General features: G+C 67.0%; 17 protein-coding genes. 4 read left to right on the top strand and 13 right to left on the bottom strand.

The window, feature by feature from the left end; translation table 11 throughout:
• Positions 1 to 3: 3 nt before the first annotated feature.
• From QF819_08965 to QF819_08955, 3 genes are read right to left on the bottom strand one after another with little or no spacing between them, the layout of a single operon-like run.
• On the bottom strand, positions 4 to 528 hold the full coding sequence (locus QF819_08965; protein MDP6803289.1) for a hypothetical protein: 525 nt from the start codon (positions 526 to 528) through the stop codon (positions 4 to 6).
• A complete protein-coding gene (gmk, locus tag QF819_08960; GenBank protein MDP6803288.1) occupies positions 525 to 1208 on the bottom strand; it encodes a guanylate kinase in 684 nt (227 codons plus the stop codon). The genes QF819_08965 and gmk overlap by 4 nt, the downstream gene beginning before the upstream one ends.
• Complete coding sequence (locus tag QF819_08955; GenBank protein ID MDP6803287.1) at positions 1205 to 2077, bottom strand: YicC/YloC family endoribonuclease; 873 nt, start codon at positions 2075 to 2077, stop codon at positions 1205 to 1207. The genes gmk and QF819_08955 overlap by 4 nt, the downstream gene beginning before the upstream one ends.
• Positions 2078 to 2185: 108 nt before the next feature.
• Between QF819_08955 and QF819_08950 the strand changes: the two genes are divergently transcribed.
• Positions 2186 to 3634, top strand: a complete 1449-nt coding sequence (locus tag QF819_08950; GenBank protein ID MDP6803286.1) for an NFACT RNA binding domain-containing protein — start codon at positions 2186 to 2188, stop codon at positions 3632 to 3634.
• On the opposite strand, the gene QF819_08945 is transcribed toward QF819_08950, so the two are convergent.
• The 5 genes from QF819_08945 to QF819_08925 form a co-directional block, all read right to left on the bottom strand.
• Positions 3626 to 4879, bottom strand: a complete 1254-nt coding sequence (locus QF819_08945) for a PQQ-binding-like beta-propeller repeat protein (protein ID MDP6803285.1) — start codon at positions 4877 to 4879, stop codon at positions 3626 to 3628. The genes QF819_08950 and QF819_08945 overlap by 9 nt on opposite strands.
• 85 nt (positions 4880 to 4964) lie before the next feature.
• Entirely contained in the window at positions 4965 to 6038 is a 1074-nt protein-coding gene (thiL, locus tag QF819_08940; GenBank protein MDP6803284.1) for a thiamine-phosphate kinase, read from the bottom strand.
• On the bottom strand, positions 6035 to 7654 hold the full coding sequence (locus tag QF819_08935; GenBank protein ID MDP6803283.1) for an NAD(P)H-hydrate dehydratase: 1620 nt from the start codon (positions 7652 to 7654) through the stop codon (positions 6035 to 6037). The genes thiL and QF819_08935 overlap by 4 nt, the downstream gene beginning before the upstream one ends.
• Positions 7655 to 7728: 74 nt before the next feature.
• Entirely contained in the window at positions 7729 to 7875 is a 147-nt protein-coding gene (locus QF819_08930; GenBank protein ID MDP6803282.1) for a hypothetical protein, read from the bottom strand.
• A gap of 385 nt (positions 7876 to 8260) precedes the next feature.
• Entirely contained in the window at positions 8261 to 9424 is a 1164-nt protein-coding gene (locus QF819_08925) for an SUMF1/EgtB/PvdO family nonheme iron enzyme (protein ID MDP6803281.1), read from the bottom strand.
• Positions 9425 to 9486: 62 nt separating this feature from the next.
• On the opposite strand from QF819_08925, the gene QF819_08920 reads away from it, so the two are divergent.
• The 3 genes from QF819_08920 (at position 9487) to QF819_08910 (ending at position 15427) form a co-directional block, all read left to right on the top strand.
• Positions 9487 to 12717, top strand: coding sequence for a FlgD immunoglobulin-like domain containing protein (locus QF819_08920; GenBank protein MDP6803280.1), 3231 nt, complete (start codon positions 9487 to 9489; stop codon positions 12715 to 12717).
• A 249-nt stretch (positions 12718 to 12966) separates the two neighbouring features.
• Positions 12967 to 15009, top strand: coding sequence for a M1 family metallopeptidase (locus tag QF819_08915; protein MDP6803279.1), 2043 nt, complete (start codon positions 12967 to 12969; stop codon positions 15007 to 15009).
• Positions 15010 to 15049: 40 nt separating this feature from the next.
• Positions 15050 to 15427, top strand: a complete 378-nt coding sequence (locus tag QF819_08910; protein ID MDP6803278.1) for a FlgD immunoglobulin-like domain containing protein — start codon at positions 15050 to 15052, stop codon at positions 15425 to 15427.
• Between the two features lie 47 nt (positions 15428 to 15474).
• On the opposite strand, the gene QF819_08905 is transcribed toward QF819_08910, so the two are convergent.
• Genes QF819_08905 through QF819_08885 form a run of 5 tightly spaced genes read right to left on the bottom strand, consistent with a single transcriptional unit; the run spans position 15475 to position 25504 of the window.
• The gene (locus QF819_08905; protein ID MDP6803277.1) at positions 15475 to 16722 is read right to left on the bottom strand and encodes an asparagine synthetase B; all 1248 of its coding nucleotides are present in this window, start codon (positions 16720 to 16722) and stop codon (positions 15475 to 15477) included.
• A 32-nt stretch (positions 16723 to 16754) separates the two neighbouring features.
• Positions 16755 to 18587 carry a tetratricopeptide repeat protein gene (locus QF819_08900; protein ID MDP6803276.1) on the bottom strand — a complete coding sequence of 611 codons (1833 nt, stop codon included), beginning with the start codon at positions 18585 to 18587 and terminating at the stop codon, positions 16755 to 16757.
• Positions 18584 to 21289, bottom strand: a complete 2706-nt coding sequence (locus QF819_08895; protein MDP6803275.1) for a DUF2723 domain-containing protein — start codon at positions 21287 to 21289, stop codon at positions 18584 to 18586. Before QF819_08895 ends, QF819_08900 begins: the two co-directional genes overlap by 4 nt.
• Positions 21286 to 24831, bottom strand: coding sequence for a hypothetical protein (locus QF819_08890; GenBank protein ID MDP6803274.1), 3546 nt, complete (start codon positions 24829 to 24831; stop codon positions 21286 to 21288). Before QF819_08890 ends, QF819_08895 begins: the two co-directional genes overlap by 4 nt.
• 10 nt (positions 24832 to 24841) lie before the next feature.
• Entirely contained in the window at positions 24842 to 25504 is a 663-nt protein-coding gene (locus QF819_08885) for a DUF4159 domain-containing protein (protein MDP6803273.1), read from the bottom strand.
• Positions 25505 to 25755: the final 251 nt, after the last annotated feature.

Genomic DNA, 25755 nt, shown 5'->3' with positions numbered 1-25755 from the left:
GGCTCAGTCCTCCCCGGACTCCTCGTCGTCTTCCGCCAGAAAGGCCTCGGGGTCTCCCTGCCCTTCATGCCGCTCACCGTCGACTTCGTACGACACCATGTCGATCGCAAGACGCTCCAGCGCCTCGGTCGTCACCTTCGTTTCCGGTTCCTCATCCTCCACGGGACGGGGAACGAACGGAACCTCCGGGACCGATTCCGCTGCCTCTTCCGCCATCTGCTGGATCAGGCTCCGCGCATGGATGATCTTCGCGTTGATGCGGCGAGCTTCCTGAGCGGCGGTGACCACCACCTCGTAGGGGTTCGTGCTCGATTCGAGCATTCCCTCCACGGCCAGCCCGATTTTCCGGGCTTCTCGTGTGGTGCGCTCGTGCGGTTTCGGAAGTCCCGCTTCTTCTTCTTCCGGTTCCGGGGCCTTGGAAACCGGATCTACTGGTGAGGCAGTCTCAGCGGCGACCGGCGGCGCAGCCACGGCGGCGGGCGTTTGAGTCGCCTCTGACTTCTCCATGTTCTCCGTGTTCTCGGTCATTGTCTCTCCAGATTCTCCGTGAGTTCGGATTGTGATGGCGCGGTCCCGGTCTGGACGAGGACCGGATCTCGGTTGGCCGGGTTCATCTCCAGAAGGCGGCGGGTTCGTGCCCGTTCCGCCTCCACAACAGCTTTCACCGCCTGGCGGGCGGCATCCAGATCATGGTTCACGATGAGGTAATCATACTCCGAAGCGTACTCCATTTCGAGGCGGGCCGCCGTCATTCTGCGCAGGATCACATCCTCGGCATCCGTATGCCTTCCGCGAAGGCGCTCCTCCAGCGCGGTCAGCCCGGGCGGCATCAGAAACACCAGAACCGCATCCGGACGAGCGGCACGAATCGCCGTCCCCCCCTGCACATCCACATCCAGAAGGACAATCTGCCCCTTGCGAACGCGACGGTCCAGAAAGTCGGCGGAAGTCCCGTAGAGATTCCCGTGGACCAGCGCCCATTCCACAAATTCGCCGCGGTCCCGCCGCGCCAGAAAGTCTGTTTCGTCGATGTAGAAGTAGTCCTCTCCGTCCACCTCCTGCCCACGCCGGGCCCGCGTGGTACAGGAGACCGAAAGCACGATGTCCGGCACATTCGCCAGAAGCCACGACGCGACGGAAGTCTTCCCCGCCCCCGAGGGACCGGAGAGAACCAGCGGGAACGCGGGAACGCGGGGAGAATCGCTCATTCGATATTCTGCACCTGTTCGCGAAGCCGCTCCACCTCTTCCTTCAGATCGACGACACAGCGCGCCACGGCGGCGTCCGGAGCCTTTGACCCGATGGTGTTCACTTCGCGGTTCATCTCCTGCAACAGAAAGTCCATCCGGCGACCGACCGGCTCCGTTCGATTCAGGAACTCCCCGAACGCGTCCAGATGTGCGCGAAGTCGAACGATCTCCTCCGTGACATCCGATTTCTCGGCGAAGAGCGCCACCTCCGTGGCCAGGCGCACCGGGTCCGGCTCCATGCCTTCGGGAGTGAGTCCCGCAATGCGCTCCTCCAGCTTCTGGCGATGCCGTACCGGCGCACCGCGAACCCGGGAGGCGATTTCATCCGTGACCTCCGAAGCGCGACGCAGGCGTGAGGAAAGATCCCGGGCCAGCGCCTCGCCCTCGGCGGTGCGCATCGCGATGAGTTCCTTCAGCGCGGAATCCGCGGCCTCCGCGAGGGCTTCCTCGGCAAGGCCGGGAGCGTCCTCCACGGGGACGCGCCGGACAAGATCCGGAATCTGGAAGAGCGAGGCCGTATCCGCCTCCCGGGCGCCGAAGTGCTCCCGAAGCTGGTCGAAGATGCCGCGAACCTGATCCAGCACGCCTTCGTCAAGAACGAGCGTGGCCTCCGCGCTCCGCTCCAGATCCACCGTCACGGAGATCCGGCCGCGAGACAGCCTGCTGGACAGCGTCTCCCGGAGAAGCGACTCCTGCCCGGCAAGCGCACGGGGCAGGCGCATCGAAATGTCCAGATTCCGATGATTCACGGAGCGCAGCTCCACCCGGACGCAGGTGCCGTTCCGGTTGGCTTCGCCTGATCCGTATCCCGTCATGCTGGTGATCACGGGGGCCTCCGGGAAACAGGTGGGCAGGGGACGGGGGAGCATACGGCAGCGAACCTCGCCCGGTCAAGCGACGCAACCGCCGGGAAGACACGGACGCCACGCCGTGGTGTGCGTATACTGCCGCGCATGGATCCAGACCTGATCGAGGCAATCCTCCAGGAAATCCGGCACGCCTTCGCCGGAAAAGAGGTCTCGCGGATCGACCGCGGGGGCCGATACGGCCTCTTTCTGCGCTTTTCCGGGCCGCGCGACGGGCTGTATCTCTCGGCGCACCCGGACTGGAACCATCTGCGGCTCGCGGAAGTCGGGTCCGTGCCCGCCCCGCTGCGCAAGACGACCGGCCCGATGGGTGCGCCGCTCAAGGGCGCGGTCCTGCGGGATCTGGAGCGAGAGCCCGGCGGGCGCGTGGTGCGCCTTCGCTTCGATCGGGAGGACGAAACCCACCCGGAGCTGGTACTCGTTGGGGAGCTGATTCCACGATTCGCAAACCTCGTGCTGATCGGCAGCGGGAACCGGGTTCTCGGATGCGTTCGGACATTTGACGGGAAGGAGCGGTCCCGGCAAGTCGTGCCGGGGGTCGCGTATACCCCCCCGGGGGCCGGACCGGCGGCGGGAGCGGGCGAAGAGGACGCCACGCCGTGGGAGGGCGGGAGTCCATCGGCCGAAGCCGCCCGGCGATGGGGGGAACCCGAAGCGGACGGCAGCCGGGAGTCGGTCGCGACAGAGATCCGGCGGGCCGTTTCGCGGAGACGAAAGCGCGCGGCCCGAACGCTGCGGAAGGTCGGCGAGCGGATCGTGGAGGCCGACCGCGCGGAGGAAATCCGCGCACAGGCGGAACTTCTGGCGTCTCGGCCGGGCGAAGTGCGCCGCGGAATGGAGGTTGCCCGGCTGCCCGCCTTTGACGGGTCGGGCGAAGTCTCCATCCCGCTGGATCCGAAACTCGACGCCCGGGAAAATGTCGACGCGCTCTTCCGAAAGGCGAAGCGGCTCGCACGCGGGCGGACGAAACTGGACGAGCAGCGTGCCGCACAGGAGGAGGCGATCGCGAAGGCGGATGCGGTGCTTGCGGAGCTGGATGCCAACCCCGGGGCCGCATTCCTCGCGAAGGCGGGCGAGGAGTTCCTGCGCGACCCTCCACCTGCCGCAACCTCTCCACAGGCCGGGGGCGACGGCAAGGCCGCCGGGTTGCCCGCGGGCTTTCGTCCCCGCGTGTACCTCCTGCCCGGAGACTGGGAAGTCTGGGTGGGGAGATCCGCCCGGCAGAATGACGAACTCACCCACCGGCACGCCTCCCCGCGCGATCTGTGGTTCCACGCACGCGGCGCCGAGGGCAGCCATGTGGTGCTCCGGCACGCGTCGGGAAAGGGCGAACCCTCGCGGGAGACGATTCGTGCCACGGCGGCCATCGCCGCGCACTACTCCAAACAGCGCAATGCGGGCGTGGTGCCGGTCGCATATACGGAGAAGCGCTATGTGCGCAGGCCGCGAAAGGCCCCGCCCGGGACGGCTTCGATGATTCGCGAAAAGGTGGTGTTCGTACGGCCCGGGCTACCGTAGGTCGGAGGCGGTCACCAGGCGCACGATGTGATGATCCAGCAGCAGAAGGTCCGTTCCGGCCATCCGGCCGAACCGGGTCTGGAACGGCAGGATCCCGTCCCACTCCAGCGCTCCGTCACGGCTCCAGGCGTAGACCTGCGGCTTCACATCCCCGCGCACCAGAACGATCAGCTCACCGTCCGGCGAAATCGAAAGCGTCTTCGTTCCGGGTCGCCGGAGAATGGTCTTCGCCCAGAGGACTTCCCCGCCAGCGGCGTCGTGAAGCGTAATGACATCTTCGCGTGGATTCGTGTGGAAGGTCGCGAGGACCGTTCCATCCGCCGACAGTTCGCAGGAGAGATGCGATCGGGGGCCATGCTCTTCGGAGTCGGTCCGGGACCACAGGAGTTCCCCGTCGCTGCGAAACACCATGAGGCTGGAGGCACGAGGCGGATGGAGAAACTCGGAAAACCCCTCGCCGGCGGGCTGGTCCCCGCCCCCGCCGACCGCAATCCGATCCCCCCCGACTGAGAGATTCGAAAGCCCTCCGCGCACGACCAGATGATCGAGCGGAACCTCCCGATTCCAGGCCAGCGCGCCGAACCGGTCGAGGACAAGGAGTTCCCTGTCGTGCAGAAGAACCAGCTGGCTGCCCACCGATGTGAATCGGCTGAATGTCGGGTGGAACGGCAGATCCCCGCGAACTTCGCCATCGGCCCCCACCAGGCGCAGACTCCCCGCGCCGTCGATCTCCGACCGGGCGAAGCGGTCCTTCCCGTGCAGCGTCCGGGCAATCACAAAGGTCCGGCCGTCCGCGGAGAAGAGAATGGGGCGGCCCGGCGCGGAGGCTTCCCACGCGGGTTCGTCACTCTCACTGTGGAAGAAGCGGAAGGCATCCCAGCTCGACTCCGACGGATCCGGTCGCCACGCCACGAACACGCTGCCGTCTTCCGAACCCATCGCCTCCTCTCCGGAGAGGAGAGCCATGTCCCGGGCGACCTGGCCATCCCTGCCGAACTTCAGGAGGCGCGGAGCTTTCCCCGCCGGGTCGATCACGGTCCAGGTGACCGGGAAGGCGGCTTCATCCCCGGCGACTTCGCGGAAATCGTTCCGGAGCGCTCCGTCGCGGCCGCACGACCACGCAAGTGCCCACTCTCCCGTGAAGCCGTGTCCGATGACGGGAGCCGCCAGGGTGCGAGGCACGAGGCACGCCGACAGGACGAGCGCGCTGGCGATGGCGAACAGCGTGAAAGTGCGGAGCGTCATGCGATTCTCCCCGGGCGAACGGGAAGTGTAGCCGCGACCGGCACGACCCGCCACGGCGAAAGGTCCGTTCGGCGGACGGGGCGCCTCACCGCCGAAAGCCGGAGGCCGGGAAGTGGTCGAAACCGAACTCCGGCAGCGATTCCCTCGACCCGTCCGGGCGAATCAGCAGGCGGCCGTCGCGAACCGGGCCGATCCTCCCGACGCAGGTCAGCGCAAGCCCTGCGGATGCCGCGGTTTCGAAAACGACGGCCTTGTCCTCGGGGGACAGTGTGAAGAGGAGTTCGAAGTCCTCGCCGCCTCCGAGCGCAAAGTCCACCGCGCGACTGTCGCGACGGGCGGCAATGCGACGCGCGGCATCGCAGACCGGCACCCGGTCCTCGTCCAGTTCGCACCCGACATGGCTGGCTTCACAGAGACGCCCGAGGTCGATCCCGAGTCCGTCGCTCAAGTCCATCATGGCGCTCGGGCGGACAGCGTGAACCCCGGAGAGGCCGGTTTCGGAATCCACCACCGTTCGCTCCAGCGAGACCAGCATTCGGGAGACATCGAAGCGGGGCCACGGGCTTCGGTGTGCGGATTCCGCCGTGGACCGGGAAGCGGCGGAGAATCGTCCCTTCGCGGCGCCGGTGAGAAGCAGGCGCCCGGCTTCCGATTTGCCCAGCTCCCCGCTGACGCAGATGAGGTCGCCCTCGCAGGCGCCGTCACGCCGAATCGCGCAGCCCGGCTCCACCGTACCGAGCACGGTGATGCCGAACGCGGCCTCCGGGGCGCGGACGGTGTCTCCTCCGGCGATGGACACACCGCAGGAGTCGGCCACCCGGTCCATCCCGAGATACACCCCGCGCAGGAACTCGACCGGCGTATCGGGCGGGATGTGGACATTGACGAAAGCGGCGAAACCCTCCGCACCCATCGCCGCCAGATCAGACAATGCGGCGACCATCATCTTGTGTCCGATTTCGTCGGAGGAGAACACCTCGCGGGTGAAGTGGACGCCCTCCCGGAACGCATCCGTGGAGACGACCAGCGACCGGTCTCCCGTCGCGCGGAGAATCGCGGCGTCATCGCCCGGGCCCAGAATCACCCGACGGGCGGATCCGCCGGTCCAGTTTCGGAAGAGCTCAATCAGGCCCGCCTCTCCGAGTTCGGAGACGATCATTCCCCGTCAGCTCCCTCCCCCGTTTCATCGGGGGAAGCCTCCTCGGCGGGAGCTTCCAGGTCCCGCCAGGCATACGGCACGCATCGGAGGATATCCCCCGCAAGCGTACCGCGGCGGCTGAGTTCGCCGGCGGCAATGTCTCCGGCGCGACTGTGTACCATGACGCCCACGCGGGCGGCGGCGGAGGCTTCGTAGCCCTGCGCGAGAATCCCCGTGAGAAGACCCGCGAGAACATCGCCGGAACCGGCCGTTGCCATCGCGTCCGTCCCGAGTGAACAGAGGTCCGCCGACCCGCCGGGGGAAGCCACAATGGACGGCGACCCCTTGAAGATCACCTCGCACCGGAGATCCCCCGCGGCATATCGCGCCGAGGCTACCGGATCCCCCAGAAGCTCCTCCGGCGTTCGCCCGGTGATCCGTGCCAGTTCGCCGACATGGGGCGTGATGATGGCCCGCCCTCCGGCAAGGCCGCTCGCCGCGCCGGTGTCGTCTTCCTCCAGAGCGTTCAGTCCGTCCGCGTCAAGCACGAGAGGCCGATCGATGCGCGGGAGAACCGACCGCACGAAATCTCGCACGGAGTCCGCCATCGACAGGCCCGGCCCGAGAAGGACGGCATCGGCTTCGCCCAGGAAGGGGGCGCAGGCATCCACGGCGGCCGCACCCAGCACGCCACCCGGTTCTTCCGGAAGGCCGAAGACCATGACCTCGGTGAGCTTCGTGGCACACAGCGTCACGAGGCTCTCCGGAACGAGCAGCTTCACCACGCCCGCTCCCGAGCGGAGCGCCGCCTCGGAGGCCAGGCAGGCAGCCCCGGTCATCCCGGGGGAGCCGGCAACCACGGCGACCCGGCCAAAGGAACCCTTGTGCCCGCGCGCATCCCTCGGGGGGCAGTAACTTCCCACTTCCTGCCAGAGGAGGACGCCGGTGACGCTGCCGGAGTTGTCCGGCGGGTAGCCGAGATCCACCACCGTGATGTCCCCGCAGTGATCCCGGCCCGGCATGACATACATGCCGCGTTTCGGATACCCGAAGGTGATCGTCCCGAGGGCACGCACGGCATCCTCGTCTGTCGCACCCGTGTCCGAGTCCACGCCGGTCGGGATGTCGAGGGCGAAGACGGGGCGGCGCGAATCGTTGAGCAGGCGAGTCAGTTCGCGAATGGGCGGCCGCAGCGTCCCCTTCGATCCGGTGCCGAGCAGCGCATCGACGAGGGCCGTGGAGGCGGCCAGGTCTGCACGGATCGCGTCTTCCGATTCGCCCGGGCGGTACGGCTTCACCACGACGCCGCAGTCCTCGGCGCCGACGACATTTCGCAGCGTCTCAGCGGTCAGTTCGTCCCGTTCGCCGATGATCCAGCAGATCACCGGATGACCCGCCTTTCGAAGGACTCGCGCGGCCACGAATCCGTCGCCGCCGTTGTTTCCCTTGCCGCACAGGAACACAAAGGGAGTGCCCTCGCCCACTCCTGTACCACGGATGGCCTGGGCGGCGGCCGTCCCGGCGCACTCCATCAGATCCAGGCTGGCGACTCCATGCTCCTCAATGGCCCGGCGGTCGATCTCCCTCATCTCGGACGCAGTAACGACCCTCATCATCCCCTCCGGTCGGGCCGACACGGCCCCTCCTCTATGGTCGGGTGACAAAGCGACCCGCTTGAACGGCGAGTCGGTCAGCGGTCCGCGAGAGTCGGCTACTTGTGGGACCGGCCCACGGAATTCCCGCAGGAAATCTCCCCGTTGTCGATCCGAAGGTGGAATCCGCACTCAGGATTGATGCAGACCCAGGCCTTGTAGGTGATCGGGGCTCCGTCGCGGCCATAATCGCTCAGCGGAATCAACACTCCGCCATCACAGGATTGGCAGGCTGGAAATCCCTGTCCCTCAAAGTCCATGCTCCCCCCCCCTCACTGGACACTTCCCCACGGACGGCCCGACGGCGACGGGAATCTTCCCCTGCGCCGGACGAATGAGGCTCATCCTCGACTCGACCGGAGGCGACGGCTCCCCCACCCGGGGAAGCGATCGTGTCCGTGCGCGGACTACCGTCCGGCCCACGGGTGAGACCGGGAACGCGAAACCTCAAGGAAACCGCACAAGAGCATGATTCTCTTATGGGATCGGGACGGGACCGTCAAGAGGAACCTTGCCGGGATTTTGGCACGCGGCAGGAACCGAGAGTGGGCGGGGGCGCAAGAACTCACCCTGTTGCGGGTGTGTTTCGCTTCAGTCCACCGCATTCCTCACCACCCGAAACCCCACGAACTGCGCCATTCCCGCCGGGTGGAACTGGGGACGCGCCGCCGACCGGCACCCGATCGCGAAATCGTTCCAGCCGCCCCCGCGAATCACGCGGGTCCCCCCCGTCGGCGGGCCGGAGGGGTCCGTTTCCGCCCCCAGGGACAACGCGGCATAGTAGTCCCAGACCCACTCGGCAACATTCCCGTGCATATCGAAGAGCCCGTGCGCGCCCGCGTCCTTTGCGCCGGTGGCATGGGTGGTGGAGGCCGCGTTTCCGCAGTACCAGCCCAACTCCTCCAGAAGCGAGTCCGGGTCGCATCCCTGCGCCGTCAGCGCGCCGGTGGAAAGCTCCGTCGTAGTCCCTCCACGGCAGGCGTACTCCCATTCCGCCTCCGTGGGGAGCCGGTAGCCGTTTCCCTCGCGCGCCCAGCTGACCTCCATGCCTTCGATGGCATAGACGGCCCGGAGTCCCTCGGATACGGAGAGCGCGTTGCAGAAGCGAACCGCGTCGTACCAGCTCACCATCTCTACGGGAGCGTCGTCCCCGGCGATCACGGATGCGGACGGGCTTTCTCCCGTGAGCATCCGGTAGCGGGCCTGCGTGATCTCGCGGACGCCCATCAGGAAAGGCGCGGAGATGGTGACTTCGTGGAGGTTTTCGCCAAGCTGATGCCCGGTCTCGGTCACCGGGCTTCCCATGGTGAAGGTGCCCGCGTCGATCCGGACCATGTCCCCGGCAAGCGATACCGCACTCCCCCGGCACACCACATCCACGCACCCGGACAGCGTCTGGACAACGCATTGGTACTCTCCGACCGCCGGTGGCGCGAATCGAACGGTGATGGCGATGCTCTCCCCGGGCCTCAACCGATAAGACGGCGAAGTGACGGCGAAAGAGGAGCAACTGGACGAGGCGCGGGTCGTGAAAGAGGAGGACCCGTGATTGTCAATGGTGAACGACCTCTCGACCGGCAAGCCGACCCCTGTTTCGCCGAAATCGAGAACCACCGGACTCACGCCACAGCCGACCACCGCAGGCTCCGGCGATGCGAGGCAACCCGGCAGAAGGAGCGCCAGAAGGGGGGCAAGGCGGTGGCGGTGGCAGATTCGCATGGAATGAGCATAACGGACCGCCGGGGGGAACCGCATCCCTTTCCCTCCCGCCCGATGCGGTACAATGGAAGAGTCGCCGCGCTCCCGGAGTCTCCGCCATGCTTCCTCGCGTCCCCATGCTCGTGCTGATGGCCGCAACGGCTTCGCTCCCCGCGCTCCCCACCTCGGCCGCCATTACGATCGGTCCCGGCGCGGCGATCGGCACCGACCGTGCGAGCGTCGTCTGGTACGAGGAGTTCCAGGACTGGACACGCGCGGACCTGAAGGCGCTCGACGAGACGGGAACGGCGGACCTCTACGCCTACGGCGACGGGTACGATGACTCCCGCGATCTGGTCGCGTTTTGCTTTCGAGAGGAGGGTGCGTCGCTCTTCTTCCGCGCGGACTTCTTCGACCTGGCGCTCGGGGCGGAGAACACGGCGCTGGATGTGTTCGTCGCGATCGACGCGGCCCCCGGAGGGCAGGAGTGGCTCCCCGACTTTCTGGACTGCCGCACGACGCGTCCGTGGGAAATGTGCGTCGTGGTGGACCGCGCCGGATCGACCTACGGCACGGACTATCGCATCTACGACGCATCCTTCGCGGACCTCCCGGGCGCGTACCTGGGCGCGCACTTCAACAGCGAACTGGACGCCGTGGAGTTCGGAGTGACGCGGCAGTCCCTGCTCGACGCGGGATGGGACGGCGTGACGCCTCCCGCGTTTCAGGTGTTCACCGCAAGAGACGGTGCGGAAACCGGATGCACGGGCGGCGGGTTCGGGAGCGACCTCACCGACGCCATGACCGACGACGACCGCGGCTGCACGGACGGAACGCTCGACGGCGCGATCTTCGCGACCGATGCCGGCGGCTTCGTGCGCTTCGCGACGATCGCACACGGAAACCAGTCCGTCGCGCGCGCGAGCGAGGTCGGCGCGCACATCTACGACCCGGAATCGAACACCGGGATTCCCGGTGGGACGGGCTTTCAGCGCACGCTCGACACGCACGGGATCTTCCGCGTCCCGCTGAACATCCACCCGAGCGGCACGCTGACGATCGCGTGTTCATGGGCGGCGACCGTCGGCGGTGCGGCCGATCCGGCGGACGGGCCGTCGTTCCTCGCGCGCATCCGCGACTTCGTGGACGACGACCAGGCCAACGCGCCCGGATCGCTTCTTGGCGGCGTGCTCGCCGAACACATTCTCCCGTACTTCGAAGGCCCGGTGAACGCCGCCTCCTTCGCGGCCGCCGAAAGTCTGAACGCTGTCGTCTACGGCGTCACTGCCGCGGACGCCCCCGTCATGCACACGCCGGAACGAGTGATCCGCTCACTCCCGACCGGACTCTCCCCTCTCGACGGGTTGACTTTCGAAGACCTGGCGGCAAGCCCGTACACCGCCACCGTCCTCGACGAGGTGACGCACCTCCACCACTGGTTCTATCCGGAGGAATCCTGCCTGCCCGACGCCGGATACCGCCACAAGATCCACCGCACGAATGGCGTGAACTGCTTCCTGATCAACGAAGCCGTTGACGGACGCAAGTTCGCCAACGACGACGGAGGGATGGAGCGCGAGTCCCGCGCGCTGCTTCTGGAGCAGGCACGCGCCGGAGACCCGCGCATCGTCGTTGTCTTCGACGACTGGGAGGCGCTCGGCGGAAAGTCGTTCGGCGCGGTCGAAGGAACGATGATCCCCAACAACAACCCGAACCAGTACCACCGGACGATCCGCTGGGCGGCGAACCGCCCGTGGATCGCGATCTCCAATCTGGACGACATCCTCGAAGAGGCCAGCGCGAACCCCGGCGCGTTCGTGATCGACCATGGCACGAGGACGGACCTTTCGCTTCGCACCTACGAATGGCTCGCGCACGCCGCCGAGGACAGCTACCACCACTGGTACTACAACGACGACGGGGGCAGTCCGGGAAACGAGCAGTCGTTTTACGACCTCGTGCCGGTAATCACGGGTCCGCAGGGCAGTTACCATTCGCGCGGGGCGACGCCCGCCGACGACGGGCCACCACTCTCGTCGGGGATGCCGCTGGGCGACCTCAACACGCCGGGGACGCTGCTCCATGAAGCGTGGAGCGCCATCTCCACGGCCCCCGCCGGACGGCTTCGCGAAGTGGGCACATGGGGCTTTCTCGCGATGATCTACGAGACGGCATGGCACGAGGAGGACGAGACCGACTACACCGACACGGACTGCTACGGGAACTGGACTTCGCCGGACGCCACCTGGGACGGCGTCAGTTCGTGGGCACTCCGGCTGCAAAACCACGCGCGGGAGGCGGGGATCTGGGCGGCGGCCGCCGACTGGGCGGAAGCGGTGCGAACCGGTTCGGTCGGAGCCGCGACGGTGACCGAGGCGGCGGATCTCGATTTCGACGGCGAGGACGAGTTCGTGGTGCGCAACGCTCGCGCCTGGGCAGCGTTCGAGGCGCGCGGCGGGCGGTGCGTTGCCGCGGCGGCGTTCGACCCGGTGGCGGATGACGGGGTCGCACTGGTCGGCCCGGCGGTCACCATTCCGTCCGCGCCGGGGGAAGAGGAGTACGCCGATGACGCAGCCACACGCTGCTCCGCCTTCAAGGAGACAAACGGAGGCGCCTACGCGGACGCGGTGTACCCGGTAACGCCAATCCCGGGCGGATGGCGTTTCAGCAGTCCGGACGGCAAGGTCACCAAGAGCATGACGCTCGCCGACGGGAGCGGAACGCTTCGCGCGGGGTATGTGGAGACCGTCGCCGGCGCACTCTTCGTACGGATGGGGCTTTCGCCGAACCCGCTGGATCTGGCGTTCCACGGGCATGCGCACCTGTCTCGCACCCTCGATGCCGGAGCGAACGCGTACGCACTGTCGAACTCTTCGGGGGGCACCGTCGTCGTGCGGGCGGGATCGGGCGCGTTCGTCCCCGCACCCGCATACTCCGGATGGAACCGCCGCGATGTGGGGCTAACGGAGGAAGTGGAGATTTCGGCGGACGGCGCGTTCGTCGTGGAGATGGATCTGCTCCCGGAGACGGGCAGCGCCACGAGCGTGGAGTCGGGTGCAGTGCACGCGCACCCCGGCGGACTTGTCCGAGGGGTCTTCCCGTCGCCGGGAAGCGGCCCGGCGTGGGTCGTCGTGAGTCCGCGAGCTGCTGCCGTCGCCACAGTTTCCATCCACGACGCCGGCGGGCGGCGGCTTGCCACGCGAGACGCGGGGCGGATCCCTGCCGGAGTGTCGCGCCTTGCCGTGCCCCCCGTGGACAACCACGGACAGAGCCTTCCCGCCGGGGTGTACTTTGTCCGCGTCATCACGCCTGGTGAAATCGGCACGCAAAAGTGGGTCATCGTACGGTAACGGGGACTGCGCATGACCGTCCTCTTCCGCGTCTGCGCTCGCCCCGCATCCCAGACACACGAAGTACACGCCGGGGCCACAGAGCGTCCGCCCCCACCCGCGGGGTCCCGCACAGGAATCGGCGCCATTCCCGCGCGGGGGGCACGGACCTTCGGCGCCTATTCTTGATTCCCCAGTCCACTTCTCGTATTCTGGAGAGTTGTCGCCCGTGCGCTTCCCCCCGTCCCTGCCGAACACCGAGGATTGACCATGCCGAGTTTCCGAAGTCTTCCCGCCCGCCTGACCGCGGCGGTGCTCTTCTCCGCGCTGCTGTTCCCTTCGATGCTGTGCGCGACTGAGGCCCCGGCAGACCTGATCACGCTTCGCGACGCCCTCCGTGAGCACCGGCTCGCCGAGGCCACCGCGAAGACCCGGGCCGTCTCCGCACGCATCTCTCGCCGGGGGACCGCCAATCAGGATCTGTACGACGCACTCCACTACGATCTGGAGCTGAACCTGGACCCGTCCTCGCAGACGCTCACCGGAACCGTGACCGCGACGGTGCGGGTGACGGGCGCGTCGATCGCGGAAGTCGATCTCGACCTTTCCAGCGGGATGAGCGTCGCATCCGCGACGGCCGGAGGCGCGGCCGCGGCGTTTGCGCACGGGTCGGATGTGGTGACTGTAACGCTGGACCGCACCTACTCGACCGGCGAATCCGTCGTGCTCTCCGTCACATATCTTGGGAATCCGGCGGGCGGCGCCTTCGGCTGGGACTCGCACTCCGGGCAGGACATGATCTGGACGCTCAGTGAACCCTACGGCGCACGAGACTGGTGGCCTTCAAAGGACCAGAACACGGACAAGCCCGACTCCGTGGACATCCGCATTACCGTTCCCGACCACCTCACTGCCGTGTCCAACGGCACGCTCGTCTCCGATATCGACCATGGAGCAACGCGCACCTTCCACTGGCACTCGTCGTATCCCATCGCGACCTACCTCGTGTCGCTCGCGATCCACCCGTACACCTACTTCAGCGACTGGTACACGCCCACGCCGACCGACTCGATGGAGGTGGGCTTCTGGGTCTTTGCCGATCACTATGTCGCGGTGCAGGCCACCTATGCGAAGACGGTTCCCATGCTCGGATCGTTCGCTGCGGCATATGGGGAGTACCCGTTCCTCAACGAAAAGTACGGCCACGCGGAGTTCAACTGGGGCGGCGGGATGGAGCACCAGACGGTGTCGAGCCTCGGAGCATGGTCGGAGGATCTCATCTCGCACGAACTCGCGCATCAATGGTGGGGGGACGAAGTCACCTGCGCCGACTTCGGACACATCTGGCTGAACGAAGGCTTCGCAACCTGGTCGGAAGCGTACTGGAAGGAGACCGTCGACGGGGCGGGCACCTACCGCGACTACATGGACGCCGCGGCCTACTACGGCTCCGGCACGATCATCGTGGAGAACCCGGCGAACTTCGGCTCCATCTTCGATGTGGACCTGAGCTACAACAAGGCGTCGTGGGTCGTTCACATGTTGCGAGGCGTGATGGACGATACGGACTTCTTCGCAGGGCTTCAGCTGTACCGCGCCACCTACGGTGGCGGCAGCGCCACGACCGAGCAGCTCCGGGATGTCATGGAGTCCGTGTCGGGAGTGGACCTCGACGCGTTCTTCCAGCAGTGGATCTACGGCGAGTACTTCCCCGTCTACCGGCCCTCGTGGACTCACGGAGGCGGGACGCTGGACCTGGTGATCGAGCAGGTGCAGACAAACACGGGCCTGTTCACCATGCCGATCGACATCCGCGTCATCACGAGTACCGACACGCTCGACTTCACCGTGCAGAACTCCGCCGCGTCGGAAGCGTACGCGCTGGCGGTTCCCGGCACGGTCGAGGCCGTGCTCGTGGATCCGGACCGGTGGATCCTTCGTCAGGTGCAGACGGAAGTCACCAACCCCACTTTCGCGGATGGCATCCTTCTTGTGAACGGCGTCCACTGGGACACCTACTCTGCGGAAATCCGAGGGGCCTATCAGGACTCCGTCTTCTGGGGTGAGCACGACATCACTTTCTGGGACACCTTTGCCGAGCCCGCGTCCGGCTACCCTGCCATTCTCCCGACGCCGGCGGGGCACGGCGCGGTTCCCGCCGACCTTCTCGGGAACTACTCCGCCGTGATCTGGGTCGGGAATCACTACCAGGGCGACCTCGCGGACTGGCAGGAGACGCCTGTCCTTTCGTATCTGGAAGCGGGCGGGAATGTGCTGCTCATGTCGCGCCGCAGGCGGAACGCACCGGGCTGATGGCGCACGGTTTGCGCACATCGCCGGGCGTCCCTACCGGATGAACCATGACGCGCTGCGATCCAATGTGGAGTTCGTCCTCTCACAGTTCTTCAGCGAACCGTACGGCTCCACGGGCGTGGAGATCCTGCCGCCCGCCGGGGTGGCGGCCCTCCTGCCGTGTCGCCCGAACCCGTTCGGACGCGGGACGGTGATCCCGTATGCGCTCCCGGCGACCGGCGCGGTGCGCATCACGGTCCATGACATCGCGGGGCGGCGCGTGCGGACGCTCCTCTCCGGCGTACGCCAGGGAGGAAGCCGGGAGGAGCTCTGGGACGGCACAGACACCTTCGGCGAAGTGGTCGCGTCCGGCGTGTATGTGATCCGGCTGGAGGCTGCGGGCACCGTGTCCACGGAGACGGTGGTGCGGCTGCGGTAGGGGTCGCCGCCCCTCGGCGGCGACAGCCCACGGTCGGGAGCTGCGTCCTATGTCTTCTGAGGCTTCTTCTTCGCTGCGGGAAACAGAACATTGTTCAGGATCAACCGGTAGCCGGAGGAGTTCGGGAATCGAGAGAGTTCCGTCGGGGGATCTCCTACGGCGTGCTGGTAATCCTCCGGGTCGTGGCCGCCGTAGAAGGTCCATGTCCCGCGCCCGAACTTTCCGTGGATGTACTTCGCTTCCCGCGTGCCCTCCACCTGTGCAAGCACCGTGACGCCCGGGCGAAGAAAGTCCATGTCGAAGCCGGTCGTCTGTCCGAGAAACCCGTTCACAACCCCCACATGACACTGAGTGAGCATGGTCGGAATGGGGTCGTACTTTGCGGAGAACTCGAAGAGCGTGAAGTAATCCACCCGTGCGCCGCGGGCGCGTGCGTAGTCTGATGTGTCGATGTCGGAGAACTCGTACTCCAGCGGATCCCGCACCAGCGTGAAGTCGCGAAACGCCAGACACCGCGAGTAGTCCAGCCTCCCCTGCGCATCCGCGTCGGCAGGGTCCCCGTCGTACACCGTCCCCACTATGTCCACGCCGCGCGCAGCCATCGCGATGTCGAAGGTGTCGGTCGCCGAGCACATCGCAAAGAGGAAGCCTCCCTCGCGAATGTAGGCGCGAATCACTTCCGTGACGGCCGCCTTGTGTTCGCTGACCTTTCGAAAGCCCGCATCCCGCGCGAGCTTTTCGTAGAGCGTCTGCTGACGCTGGTACCACGGCGCCGCATGAAAGCTCGCGTAGAACTTCCCGTACTGTCCGGTGAAGTCCTCGTGATGGAGATGCAGCCAGTCGTACGAATCCAGCCGTCCGGCCAGCACTTCCTGGTCCCAGACTGTGTCGTAGGGAATCTCCGCGTAGGTGAGCGCGAGCGTCACGGCGTCATCCCAGGGTTGCTTCCCGGGCGGCGTGTAGATGGCCACGCGCGGAGCCTCCTCCAGACGCACCACCTCCATGTTCTCCGCTTCCACCGTGGAGAGAATGTCCGCCCGGTCCGCTGTGGAGAGATCCTCCAGCGTGACATTGGCAAGAAGCGCCCGGCGACGCAGTCCCGCCCAGTCGTCCGTCAGAAAGCTGCCCCCTCGATAGTTCAGCACCCAGTCCACTTCCACGCCCTGTGTCAGCGCCCAGTACGCGATGCCATACGCCTTCAGGTGGTCGCGCTGCGAGAGGTCCATCGGGATGAGCACTTTCGCGGCATGCGCGGGGAACGGGGCCCACGGCACCAGCGCAACGAGTGCGAGCATCGCGACCCGCGCCGCGCGAGGTATGCGCCGCCTCACGGGAGTGCCCTCCGCAGTTCCGCGGACGAAGCGCGCGCTCGATCCGCCGCCAGCGTCTCGGGATACGACAGGACCACCTCTTCGTACTGCGCGAGCGCCTCGGTGGCGTCGCCCAGGTCTTCCCCGAAAATCCGCGCGCGAAGAAGAAGCGCACGCGCCGCGAGATCCTCTACGCTTGTCATGTCTGCCGCACGCCGCAATGCGTCCAGTGCCTCCACCACGCGATCCTGCTCCCGGAGGGCCATGCCCCACAGCAGAAGAAGATCGTCGTGGACCGGAGATCCGCGATGCGACACCACCGCTTCCCCCAGTGTCAGGAGCGCCGCCTCCACATCGCCGATCCGAAACCCCAGCGAAGCCGCTGCGTGCCGGGCCAACGCCTCCTCGTCTTCGCGGTTCGTGTTGATGAGAATCGAATGCTCCAACGCGTTGTTCACAGACCTTCCCTTCGGGTACCTCTCCGCCACACGCTTGAACAGACTGTCCGCTGCGTCAAACTCCGCACGGTAGTACAAGACGCGCGCCTCGTTGTAGAGCGCCCGCTCCAGCGTGGCTTCCGGGAATACGCGCTCCGCGACGGCCCGGTAGATATCGAGCGCCCGGTCTGTCTCGGACAGGTGCAGCGCACATTCCGCGATCTCAAAGTGCAGTTCCCCCGGTTCCCACGGGCCGTCACGCAGGGGAAGCAGTTCCCGAAAGACCGCTTCCGCGCTCTGTGGATCCCGCTTGCCGTCGCGAAGAACACGACCGGTCTCAAACCGTGCCCGGATGGCGTACTCCGTCTCCGGGAATCGATCCACCAGTTCGGCAAGAATCCGGAGCGCTTCTTCCCATTGCCCAAGGTGCCACCGGCAGACCGCGATCTCCGAGAGTGCACCGGGAACGGCACGCGCGTCGGCACTTTCGGCAAGGACTCTCTCAAACACGGTGACGGCGACTTCGAATCGTTCGTCCGCCATGCATCGCCGCCCGAACACCAGAAGCGTCGGGAGCTGGCCCGGCAGCGCATCCACAAGATCGAAATAGCGATCGCGAGCGCGGGCGTGGTCTCCCGCCTCCAGATGAAGATCCGCCAGCAGCTTTCGCAACGCAATCCGGGCTCCCGGCGAGTGCTCCGCGCCGCTCGACGCCGCGAACGCGGAGTCCACGCGCGCAATGACCCTTCCCAGTCCCTCTTCGCTCTCTCCGATGCGCAGGAGCCTCCCCTCCACAAAGGAGAGTGTCGACGGGTTCATCAGGAGGAAGTCCAGGTAGGCGTGGGTCGCTGCGGCGAACTCCATCCGCACCTCGTGCAGATTCCCGATCCTCCGAACGAATCGCCCCGGATGTGCCTTCTCCGCCTCCCGGTAAACGGCCATTGCTTCGTCCAGCATCCGATGCCGCATGAAGAGATCCGCGACATGCGAATAGGCACCGTGGCTTCCCGGTTGAATCGCAAGAATGGCGCGCCAGTGCCCGGTCGCCGCATCTCGGTCTCCGGTCCTTGCGGCGACGGTGCCCAGCTCTTCCAGAACAGACGGATTGTTCGGGTGAAGCGTGAGGTCCGCCTCCAGATGTTCACGAAGTTCGTCATATCGCTTCAGTTCCAGAAGGCACGAACGAATCCCTTGAACGATCCGCGTCACCCCGGGGTGTGCGGCGTCGATCTCCCGGTACAACTCCAGTGCGTCCTCCACACTCCCCTCGCGGAAGAGCTGCTGGGCGAGTTGCGCCCGGGTGAGCGCGGTCGGCGGGACCCCCCCCGTCCCGCGGGCACTACGCGGGGGTTGCGCGGAAGCACCCGCCGCCAGCGCAAGAAGTACGATCGCGACCCGCCACACGCGTCTCATTCGTCCCCTCCCGGCGGCGCGAACCGGCGAAGCCGCTCGCGCAGATCCGGCACCCACGGTTCGTCCCCGGCGCGCTTCTCGCTGCGCAGGAACGCTTCCCGCGCATCGTCGATCCGCCCGAGTTCCAGGAGCACTTCGGCACGATGATAGTCGTTCTCCGCCTGCATCGACGGATCGTCTTTCGGGATTTCTCCGGCCGCCGCGACCAGTTCGCGCAGCGCGTCCTCCGGCCTCCCCGCCCGGTGCAGCACCCACCCCAGCGTGTCACGCCAGTACCCCGCATTCTCCGGAGCCAGGTCCAGCGCTTCGCGTGCCAGTGTTTCCGCCCGAGCAAGGCTGTCGCCCGTCTGTGCGAAGATATACGCAAGCGCGTTTCGCCCGTCGGCCGATGCGGAGTCCGCGGCAAGCACCGCACGGAATGCCGCCGCCGCGTCGTCGTACTCACGCGTGCTGAGCAGGCCATACCCCAACCCATACGCGGCCGGCACACTGTCCGGCGACTTCCCGAACGCTTCCCGGTACAACTCCGTCGCGCGGGAGATCTCTCCCCGCGCCATGTAGAACTGCGCAAGCTGAAGAACTCCCCCCGTCGTCAGCGGCTCCAGTCGATTCCGCGCCTCCAGCACTCCCGCCTGCCCTCCGACCTTCAGCCCGTGATCCACCGCGTCGGCCAGCGTCTGCGCGGCATCCAGTCCCGGCTCCCGTGCCAGCGCAAGACGGGCACTTTCTGCTGCCTCCGAAAGCCGCCCGGCGCGCACCAGCTGGATTCCATGGCTCAGATGCGCCTCGGGAAGTTCCGTACCCAGCGCGACCAACCGCTCGAACACCTCGATCGACTCCTCCGTCCGCTCCTCGTTCGCAAGAAGGACCGCCAGGCTGTACAACGCGTCCTCGCCGCCCGGCTCCAGTTCGATTGCTGCGCGCCATCGCGCCTCCGCCGCACCGGGATCGCCCAGCTCCAGGAAAGTCTCGCCGATCACACGCTGCACCGCGGCGATCCTCTCTCCCCGCCGCCGGGCCTCGTGCAGGCAAGCCCGCGCCTCCTTCGTGCGCCCTCTCTGCGAAAAGTCCATCGCCTGCCGGAGGCACAGGGTCGCCGCGAGATGGCTCGACAGGTAATCGGCCGAATCCGAGGGCGGCGGCAGCACGGGTGTGCCGGGGCCGGACCCCTCCGCCTCTCCCGGACGCACCAGTTGCATGACCACGCCCTGCGGAACGAGACGACACTCCCCAAACGGTTCCAGTCCCACCGACCCCGTAAAGTAGACGGGCCGATCGGGCTCTTCGAAGACGATCTCCGCCTCGCGCTCATCGCGCCGGAGCTTGCGTTCGACGCGGCTCATCTTCAGGAAGTCCTCGCCGTAGTGTTCCACAAAGAGATGGAGCGTGCGGTCCATCAGGATCACATCCGGGCGCGCGCCGAGGACGCGCTGGTGATAGGCCAGTATGTAGCCCCCGTTGTCGTCCTCCGCGAAGAGCCGCGCTCGTGGAGGCAGCGTGCGAAAGACCGTCTCCGCGTAGAACGACGCCAGCGTCGCGTCGCTTCGGTCACACCTCGCGGCATTCGCCGGGAAGAGAAGAACGGGTCCGATCAGCGCCAGCGTGGCCGTCGCAAAGGCCGCCACTCTGCCCTGCCCGGCCAGTCTCCGGGCGAGCAGTCGGTCCACCTCCCCGAGTCCCGCAGCCGCGGCGAGGTACACCGCCATCACCGCCTGCAGGAAGAACGGCTCCACAAGGGTCCGGTCGCGGAATGTGTCTTCAAAGCGAAGCACCGACGCCAGCACCGGCCCGGTCAGCACAAGAAGCACGGCAAGGAGCGCCCCTCGCTTCGCATGACCCCGGCGAAACAGGAGCACCGGCCCGGCGATCGCCGCCAGCGCAAGCGGCGCGGGGAGGTTCGCCCAGAGGATCCGCGCAAGCAGGGTCCAGCGCGTGAGCCATCCCGCGTTCGCCTCCGCGTCGCCCAGCCCCCCGTACTGCGCGCGGATCACATGGTCGAAGAGGTCCGCCCCGCGCTGCATTCCGCCCCAGACGACAGACGGGTCCGCGGAGAAGCGGATCGGCAGCAGGAAGTACACCGAAAGCCCCAGAAGAAACGCGGCAGCCATCGCGAAGGCACGGCGAAGGAGGACTGCCCGGTCTGCGAGGCTTCGATGGTTGGGTCCCAGCGCCAGGGCGACGGCCACCGGCGCCGCGAAAAGCGACAACGGGTGATTGGCCGCACCGAGCCCAACCAGGTACGCGCCGAGAAGGAAGAGACGCGGACGCCCGCGGCGGCCCGCCGCCATCGCGAGAAGCGCTCCGGCCGAGAGTGCCAGATTCAGCGCGTACACCTCGGTGACCACCGCCTGCGACCAGACGGCATGACTCAGCCCGAAGGCAAGCGCACATCCCGCCGCCGGAATCGGGCGGCGCGTCAACACTCCGCCCAGCGCGGCGAGAAGCCCGACCGCGACGGCCGCACTCACCGCCGAGAAGACATTCAGCGCGAACGCGGGTTCCGCAGCACCGCCCAACACCACCACGACGCGCCCGAAAAGCGCCCACAGCGGATACCCGGGTGGGTGCGCGATCCCCAGCACGGTGGCGGCCAGCGCGAGTTCCCCCGAGTCCCCCACATGGACACCCGGCGCCACGCGCGGGAGGTAGGCCGCGAAGGCGGCCATGGACGCAAGAAGCGCAGCGACCGGGATCCGGCTCACGGAGAGTCTCCCACCTGTCCCTCCGGCGGGGTCGTCCGGCGCGCTGCTTCGTCTTCCGCCAGCGAACGGAAGTACCGTCGGATGAGTTCTTCGTAGCGCGGGGGAACACGCGAATCGAGCGCTTTCAGCAGATCCTCGCGAAGATCCCGTTCGCGCTCTTCAATCCCGCCCGGAAGAGGCGCGGGCGGCGGGGCTTCGCCGTCACCCCCCGTTTCCGACCGCCGCGCCCGCCCGAAGTCCCGTTCGCGGAGAGATCGTTGCGAGTCGAGAAGCCGGGTCGCCGCCCACTCCTGATCGCGCAGGAGTTCGTCTCCCAGCTCTCCGGCGCGAAGTCGCGCTTCGATTTCCGCGAGCTTCTCTTCCACATCGTCCAGCCTGCCGAGGGTCGCCTCGCTGTCTCCGCTCTCGTCGAGGAACTGACGCAACTCCTCCCGGATTCTCGCCTGCTCTTTCGCAAGCGAGTCCAGATGCGCGTTCAGACGATGGTCCATTCCCTGACCGTTCTGCTCCATGAGTTCCCGAAGCATCTGGCCGAGCGCTTCCTGATCCTCGCCCATCTGCTGCAGGCGCCGGAGCGCTTCGCCCATGCCCATGCCGGAAGAGCAGCTCGACATTTGCTCCGACGCTTCAAGCAACTGGATCACGACGCGGTTGAGCTTCTCGACAGCCGCCTCGCCGCGCAACTGAGACACCCGAACGGAGCCCCCCTCCAGCGCATCCGTCGCGGTCTCCATGAGCTCCAGCCCCTCGCGCAGGCTTTGCCCCACGCTGGAGTCCATGAGCGGCGTTCCCTTCGCCACTTCCTCCAGCTTGTCCTCCACTCGTTCCGCACCGCGAAGCAACAGGTGCTGCTCATCCGTGAAGGCCCGGGTCGCGGAGGCCGAGTTGTGCGGAATCCCCGCGAGAGCATCGGCCAGCGACTCCTCGTCGGACGAAAGCGTCAGAAGATCCCGAACCGCCCGGTTGATCCCCGCCTGGCTGATCTGGATCGCGCGCCCCGCCATGTCCGTCTGCATGGAGGACAACGCCTCGTGCATGTCGCGGAGCTTCGTCAACGCTTCCTCGCTCTTCTCCCGCGCACTCTCACTCTTGCCGGACTCCATCCGGTCCGCAGACTCCTGCATGGCTTCCGGGATCTCTCCGGCCTCCATCTTGTCCGCAAGTTCCTGCATCCCCGCCGCGTCCCGGGCGTCCCGCATCTCCGCGACCTGCTCCGCCAGTTCGCGGAGTTCGTCCTCCATGCGCTCGGCCTCCTGCGCCAGTCCCTCCTGTTCTTCGGCAAGGCGTCCCTCGTCCGGGGTGGTCGTCTCCTCGGGATCCTCCCGCGGTTCGCCGGAATCTCCCGGCCCGTCCTCCTCCGCGCCATCCTCCTGCAAGTCGCTCTGTGCGTCGTCGCCGCGCTCGTCTCCTTCAGCCTTTTCGCCGGGCTTGCGCGCTGTCTCCAGTTCGTCATGGATGCGCTCCTGCCGCGCCGCCAGTTCCTCCATCTCGCGGACTGCCGCCTTCATCCGTTCCTCCAGCCGGAACTGCTTCAGGTTCTCAATCACGCGATCCAGGTTCTTCAGCAGCTGCTCCTGCGCGCCCGCGAAGTCCTCTCCGGCATCCGGGTCTCTCCGCTCCGGCGACCGTTCCTCCGCCAGCTTCCGCAGCTTCTCCAGCGCGTCCTTCAAGTCGCGGTCGAGCACCTCGTCCAGGAGATCCCGAAGCGCCGCCATCTTCTCCATGGCTTCCAGCGTCATGAACTCCGACTCGGCGAGATTCCGCAGGTTCTCACCAATGTCGTCCCGGATTCGTTCCAGTTCCCGCGAAAGCTCCTCCTGCGCACCGAGCGCGCGCTCCATCCCCGCCCGATTCTCCCAGGAGGTGTCTCCCTTCTTCAGCATTTCGCGCGTGATCTCCTCCACGCGCTCCTCAACCTCCTCGATGCGCCCCGCCACTTCCTCCAGTTCTCCGATGGCGTCCTCCTCCGCGCGGTCAAACTGCGCGAAGACCTCCGCCATGGTCGGGAATCGCAGCGTGTGCGTCCGCGTCCGTGCCACGGACGGGCCGTCGAGTGTGTTGTTGTCCGAAACGCACAGGTGGTAGCTGACCACATCTCCCGGCAGGAGGTCGAGATTCGCCAGACTCCATTCGTGGGATCCGGCGATCTCCGAACTACCCGCCCGCGCCGGATGAATCTCCGCCTCCGACGGCTCGCCCGGCGTGCGGCTCGTCTCCCACACGAGAACCACCGGCCCGAGTCCGAAGTCGTCCACCGCGGAGAAGCGCAGAAGGGCGCGCATGGAGTCGTCCAGATCCACCCTCTCCCCCGGTTCCAGAAGGCGGATGAAGGGGGCCTCGTCCGGAAGAGGACGAATGCGGTACTCGAGCGGGTTCGGGTTCGTCAGGCCAAGACGGTCGGTGACCAGCAGTTGGTATGTGTCCCGCGAGGCCAGCAGAACCTCTGCGATGAGCTCTCCCTCCGCCCCCGGTTCCAGCACGATCTCGCCGCCTTCTCCGAGAACAAGTCGCGCGTCCGCCACTGGATTCGTGCAGCGAACGCGAAGAGTCGCGCGCGTACCGCGGATGGCCGTGAGATCCCCGGAACCGTCGCGGCGCGTTCGGTCAGGAAGACCGGTGTACTCGGGGAACCGGAAGAGAACTTCGTCGAGGGCGAGAACCGGACGCGACTGCGCGGTCACGCGGAAGGTCCCGGACTTCTCGCGGGCATGAACGAAGCGGTACTCGAAGGACTCCGCAACGGACGGGAACTCTGCTGTGAAGCGCGCTCGCGCACCGAGCGAGTCACCTCGAAGCGGCCGCTCCGTCCAGAGGGCTGTGGGGTCTTCCGCCGCGCGAGTCTGGAGGACCCCCACAAGAGCCCCTGCGCGGGTGCGGGGATGATCGACGACCGCGACGAGAGACACCGCATCCCCGCGGGGGACCGCCACATCTCCCGGAGCCACCGCAAAGACGGGAGGCGGCTTCGGCGCCAGGTCTCCCCACGCGAAGAGGAGGCGCTTCGCCCGATCCGCCGACGACACCGGACCCAGCGCGAACACCCCCGCGGCACACGCGGCCAGGGCCACCGCGCCCGCGACGGATGCGCGACGCAGATCCCGACGCCCGGGGAACCGCGCCGAGTCCACCGCATCCAGGCGATCCGCCGCCTCATTCACGCAGGCGTCGACGAGGTCCGTCGAGTATCCGGTCCGTGCATCATCCCGAACGCGAAGCACCTGAAGGGCAATGACGAGCCGCCCCCGCAGGGTGTCCGCCTCCTCCTCCGTCCGCCGCGCCGCCGCCTCCGCACTGCGGAGCGCGCTCCCCCACCGGCCGATCCACCGCATGACCGGCCATGCCCCCACGACGGCCATGCCCGCCAGGAGCGCCGCGCGCACGACAGCGGGCAGCGGCCAGAGCGCGTCCGCCGACAACACCAGCGCGGCCAGGGCCAGTACTCGCACGACGCCCCACGCCAGTGAGGCCGCCAACGCGCGCATCGCCTGTCCGGCACCCAGCCGTGTCACACCGGCGCGAAGCCGCTGTCCTCCCGCGGTCATGCGGATCTCCTCAGTGAGTCATTGCGTGAACGATCACATTGATCGCCATGCGCATGGCCTGCTCCCGCCGGTCCGGCGGGTCGCCGTGTACCTCCGCGTCTTCCAGCCCGTCCCCGATGTCGGTATTGAACGAGTAGAACACGACCAGCCGCCCTTCGTGGAACATCCCGTAACCGTGCGGAGGGCCTCCGTCGTGTTCATGAATCTTCGGCAAGCCGTGATCCATGTCATAGACGGCGTGATAGATCGGGTGGTCGAGCGGCAGTTCCACCAGCTCTGACTCGGGGAGAACCTTTCGAATCTCACGACGAAACGATGCGTCCATGCCGGAGTTGTCGTCCGCGAAGAGAAAGCCCCCATGCGTCAGATGCCAGCGGAGCCGGTCCACATCGCGGGGGGAGAAGCGGACATTCCCGTGTCCGGTCATGTGGAGAATGGGGTACTGGAAGAGATCGTCGTCCTCCGGGCGAACCTTCCCCTCCTCCACTTCCACCTCCATCCCGAGCCGGGAGGTCAGCTCACGCGCGAGATTCGGCAGGGAGGTCGGGTTCGCGTACCAGTCGCCGCCGCCGTCGTAATGGAGCCGGGCAAGGCGAACGGGAGACGCAGACTGCACGCAGAGCGGGACGAGGAGGACCGGAAGCACCGCGAAAAGGGACAGACGCAAGATCACGGAGGACTCCGGGCGTGGCCGAGCGACCAATGCGGATGGCGGGAAGACGCAGATCCACGATAAGGACTCCGGCAAATCCGGTCAACCCGGCCGCCTGAATCCGGGCCAAGCCTGCGTCCAGCGGTGCGGCCAGCGCAAGAGCTCCTTCTGCCCGGAGCCGGGAAGCCTCCCCCGAGGGGTTCGGGTGGGGGGGCATGCTCGTCGCGTGAGCTCCTTCTGCCCGGAGCCGGGAAGCCTCCCCCGAGGGGTTC

The organism is Gemmatimonadota bacterium (assembly GCA_030747075.1).
Classification (GTDB): domain Bacteria; phylum ARS69; class ARS69; order ARS69; family ARS69; genus ARS69.
Note: the sequence above shows the minus strand (reverse complement) of the source record. Positions and strands in the feature narration are given on the sequence as shown.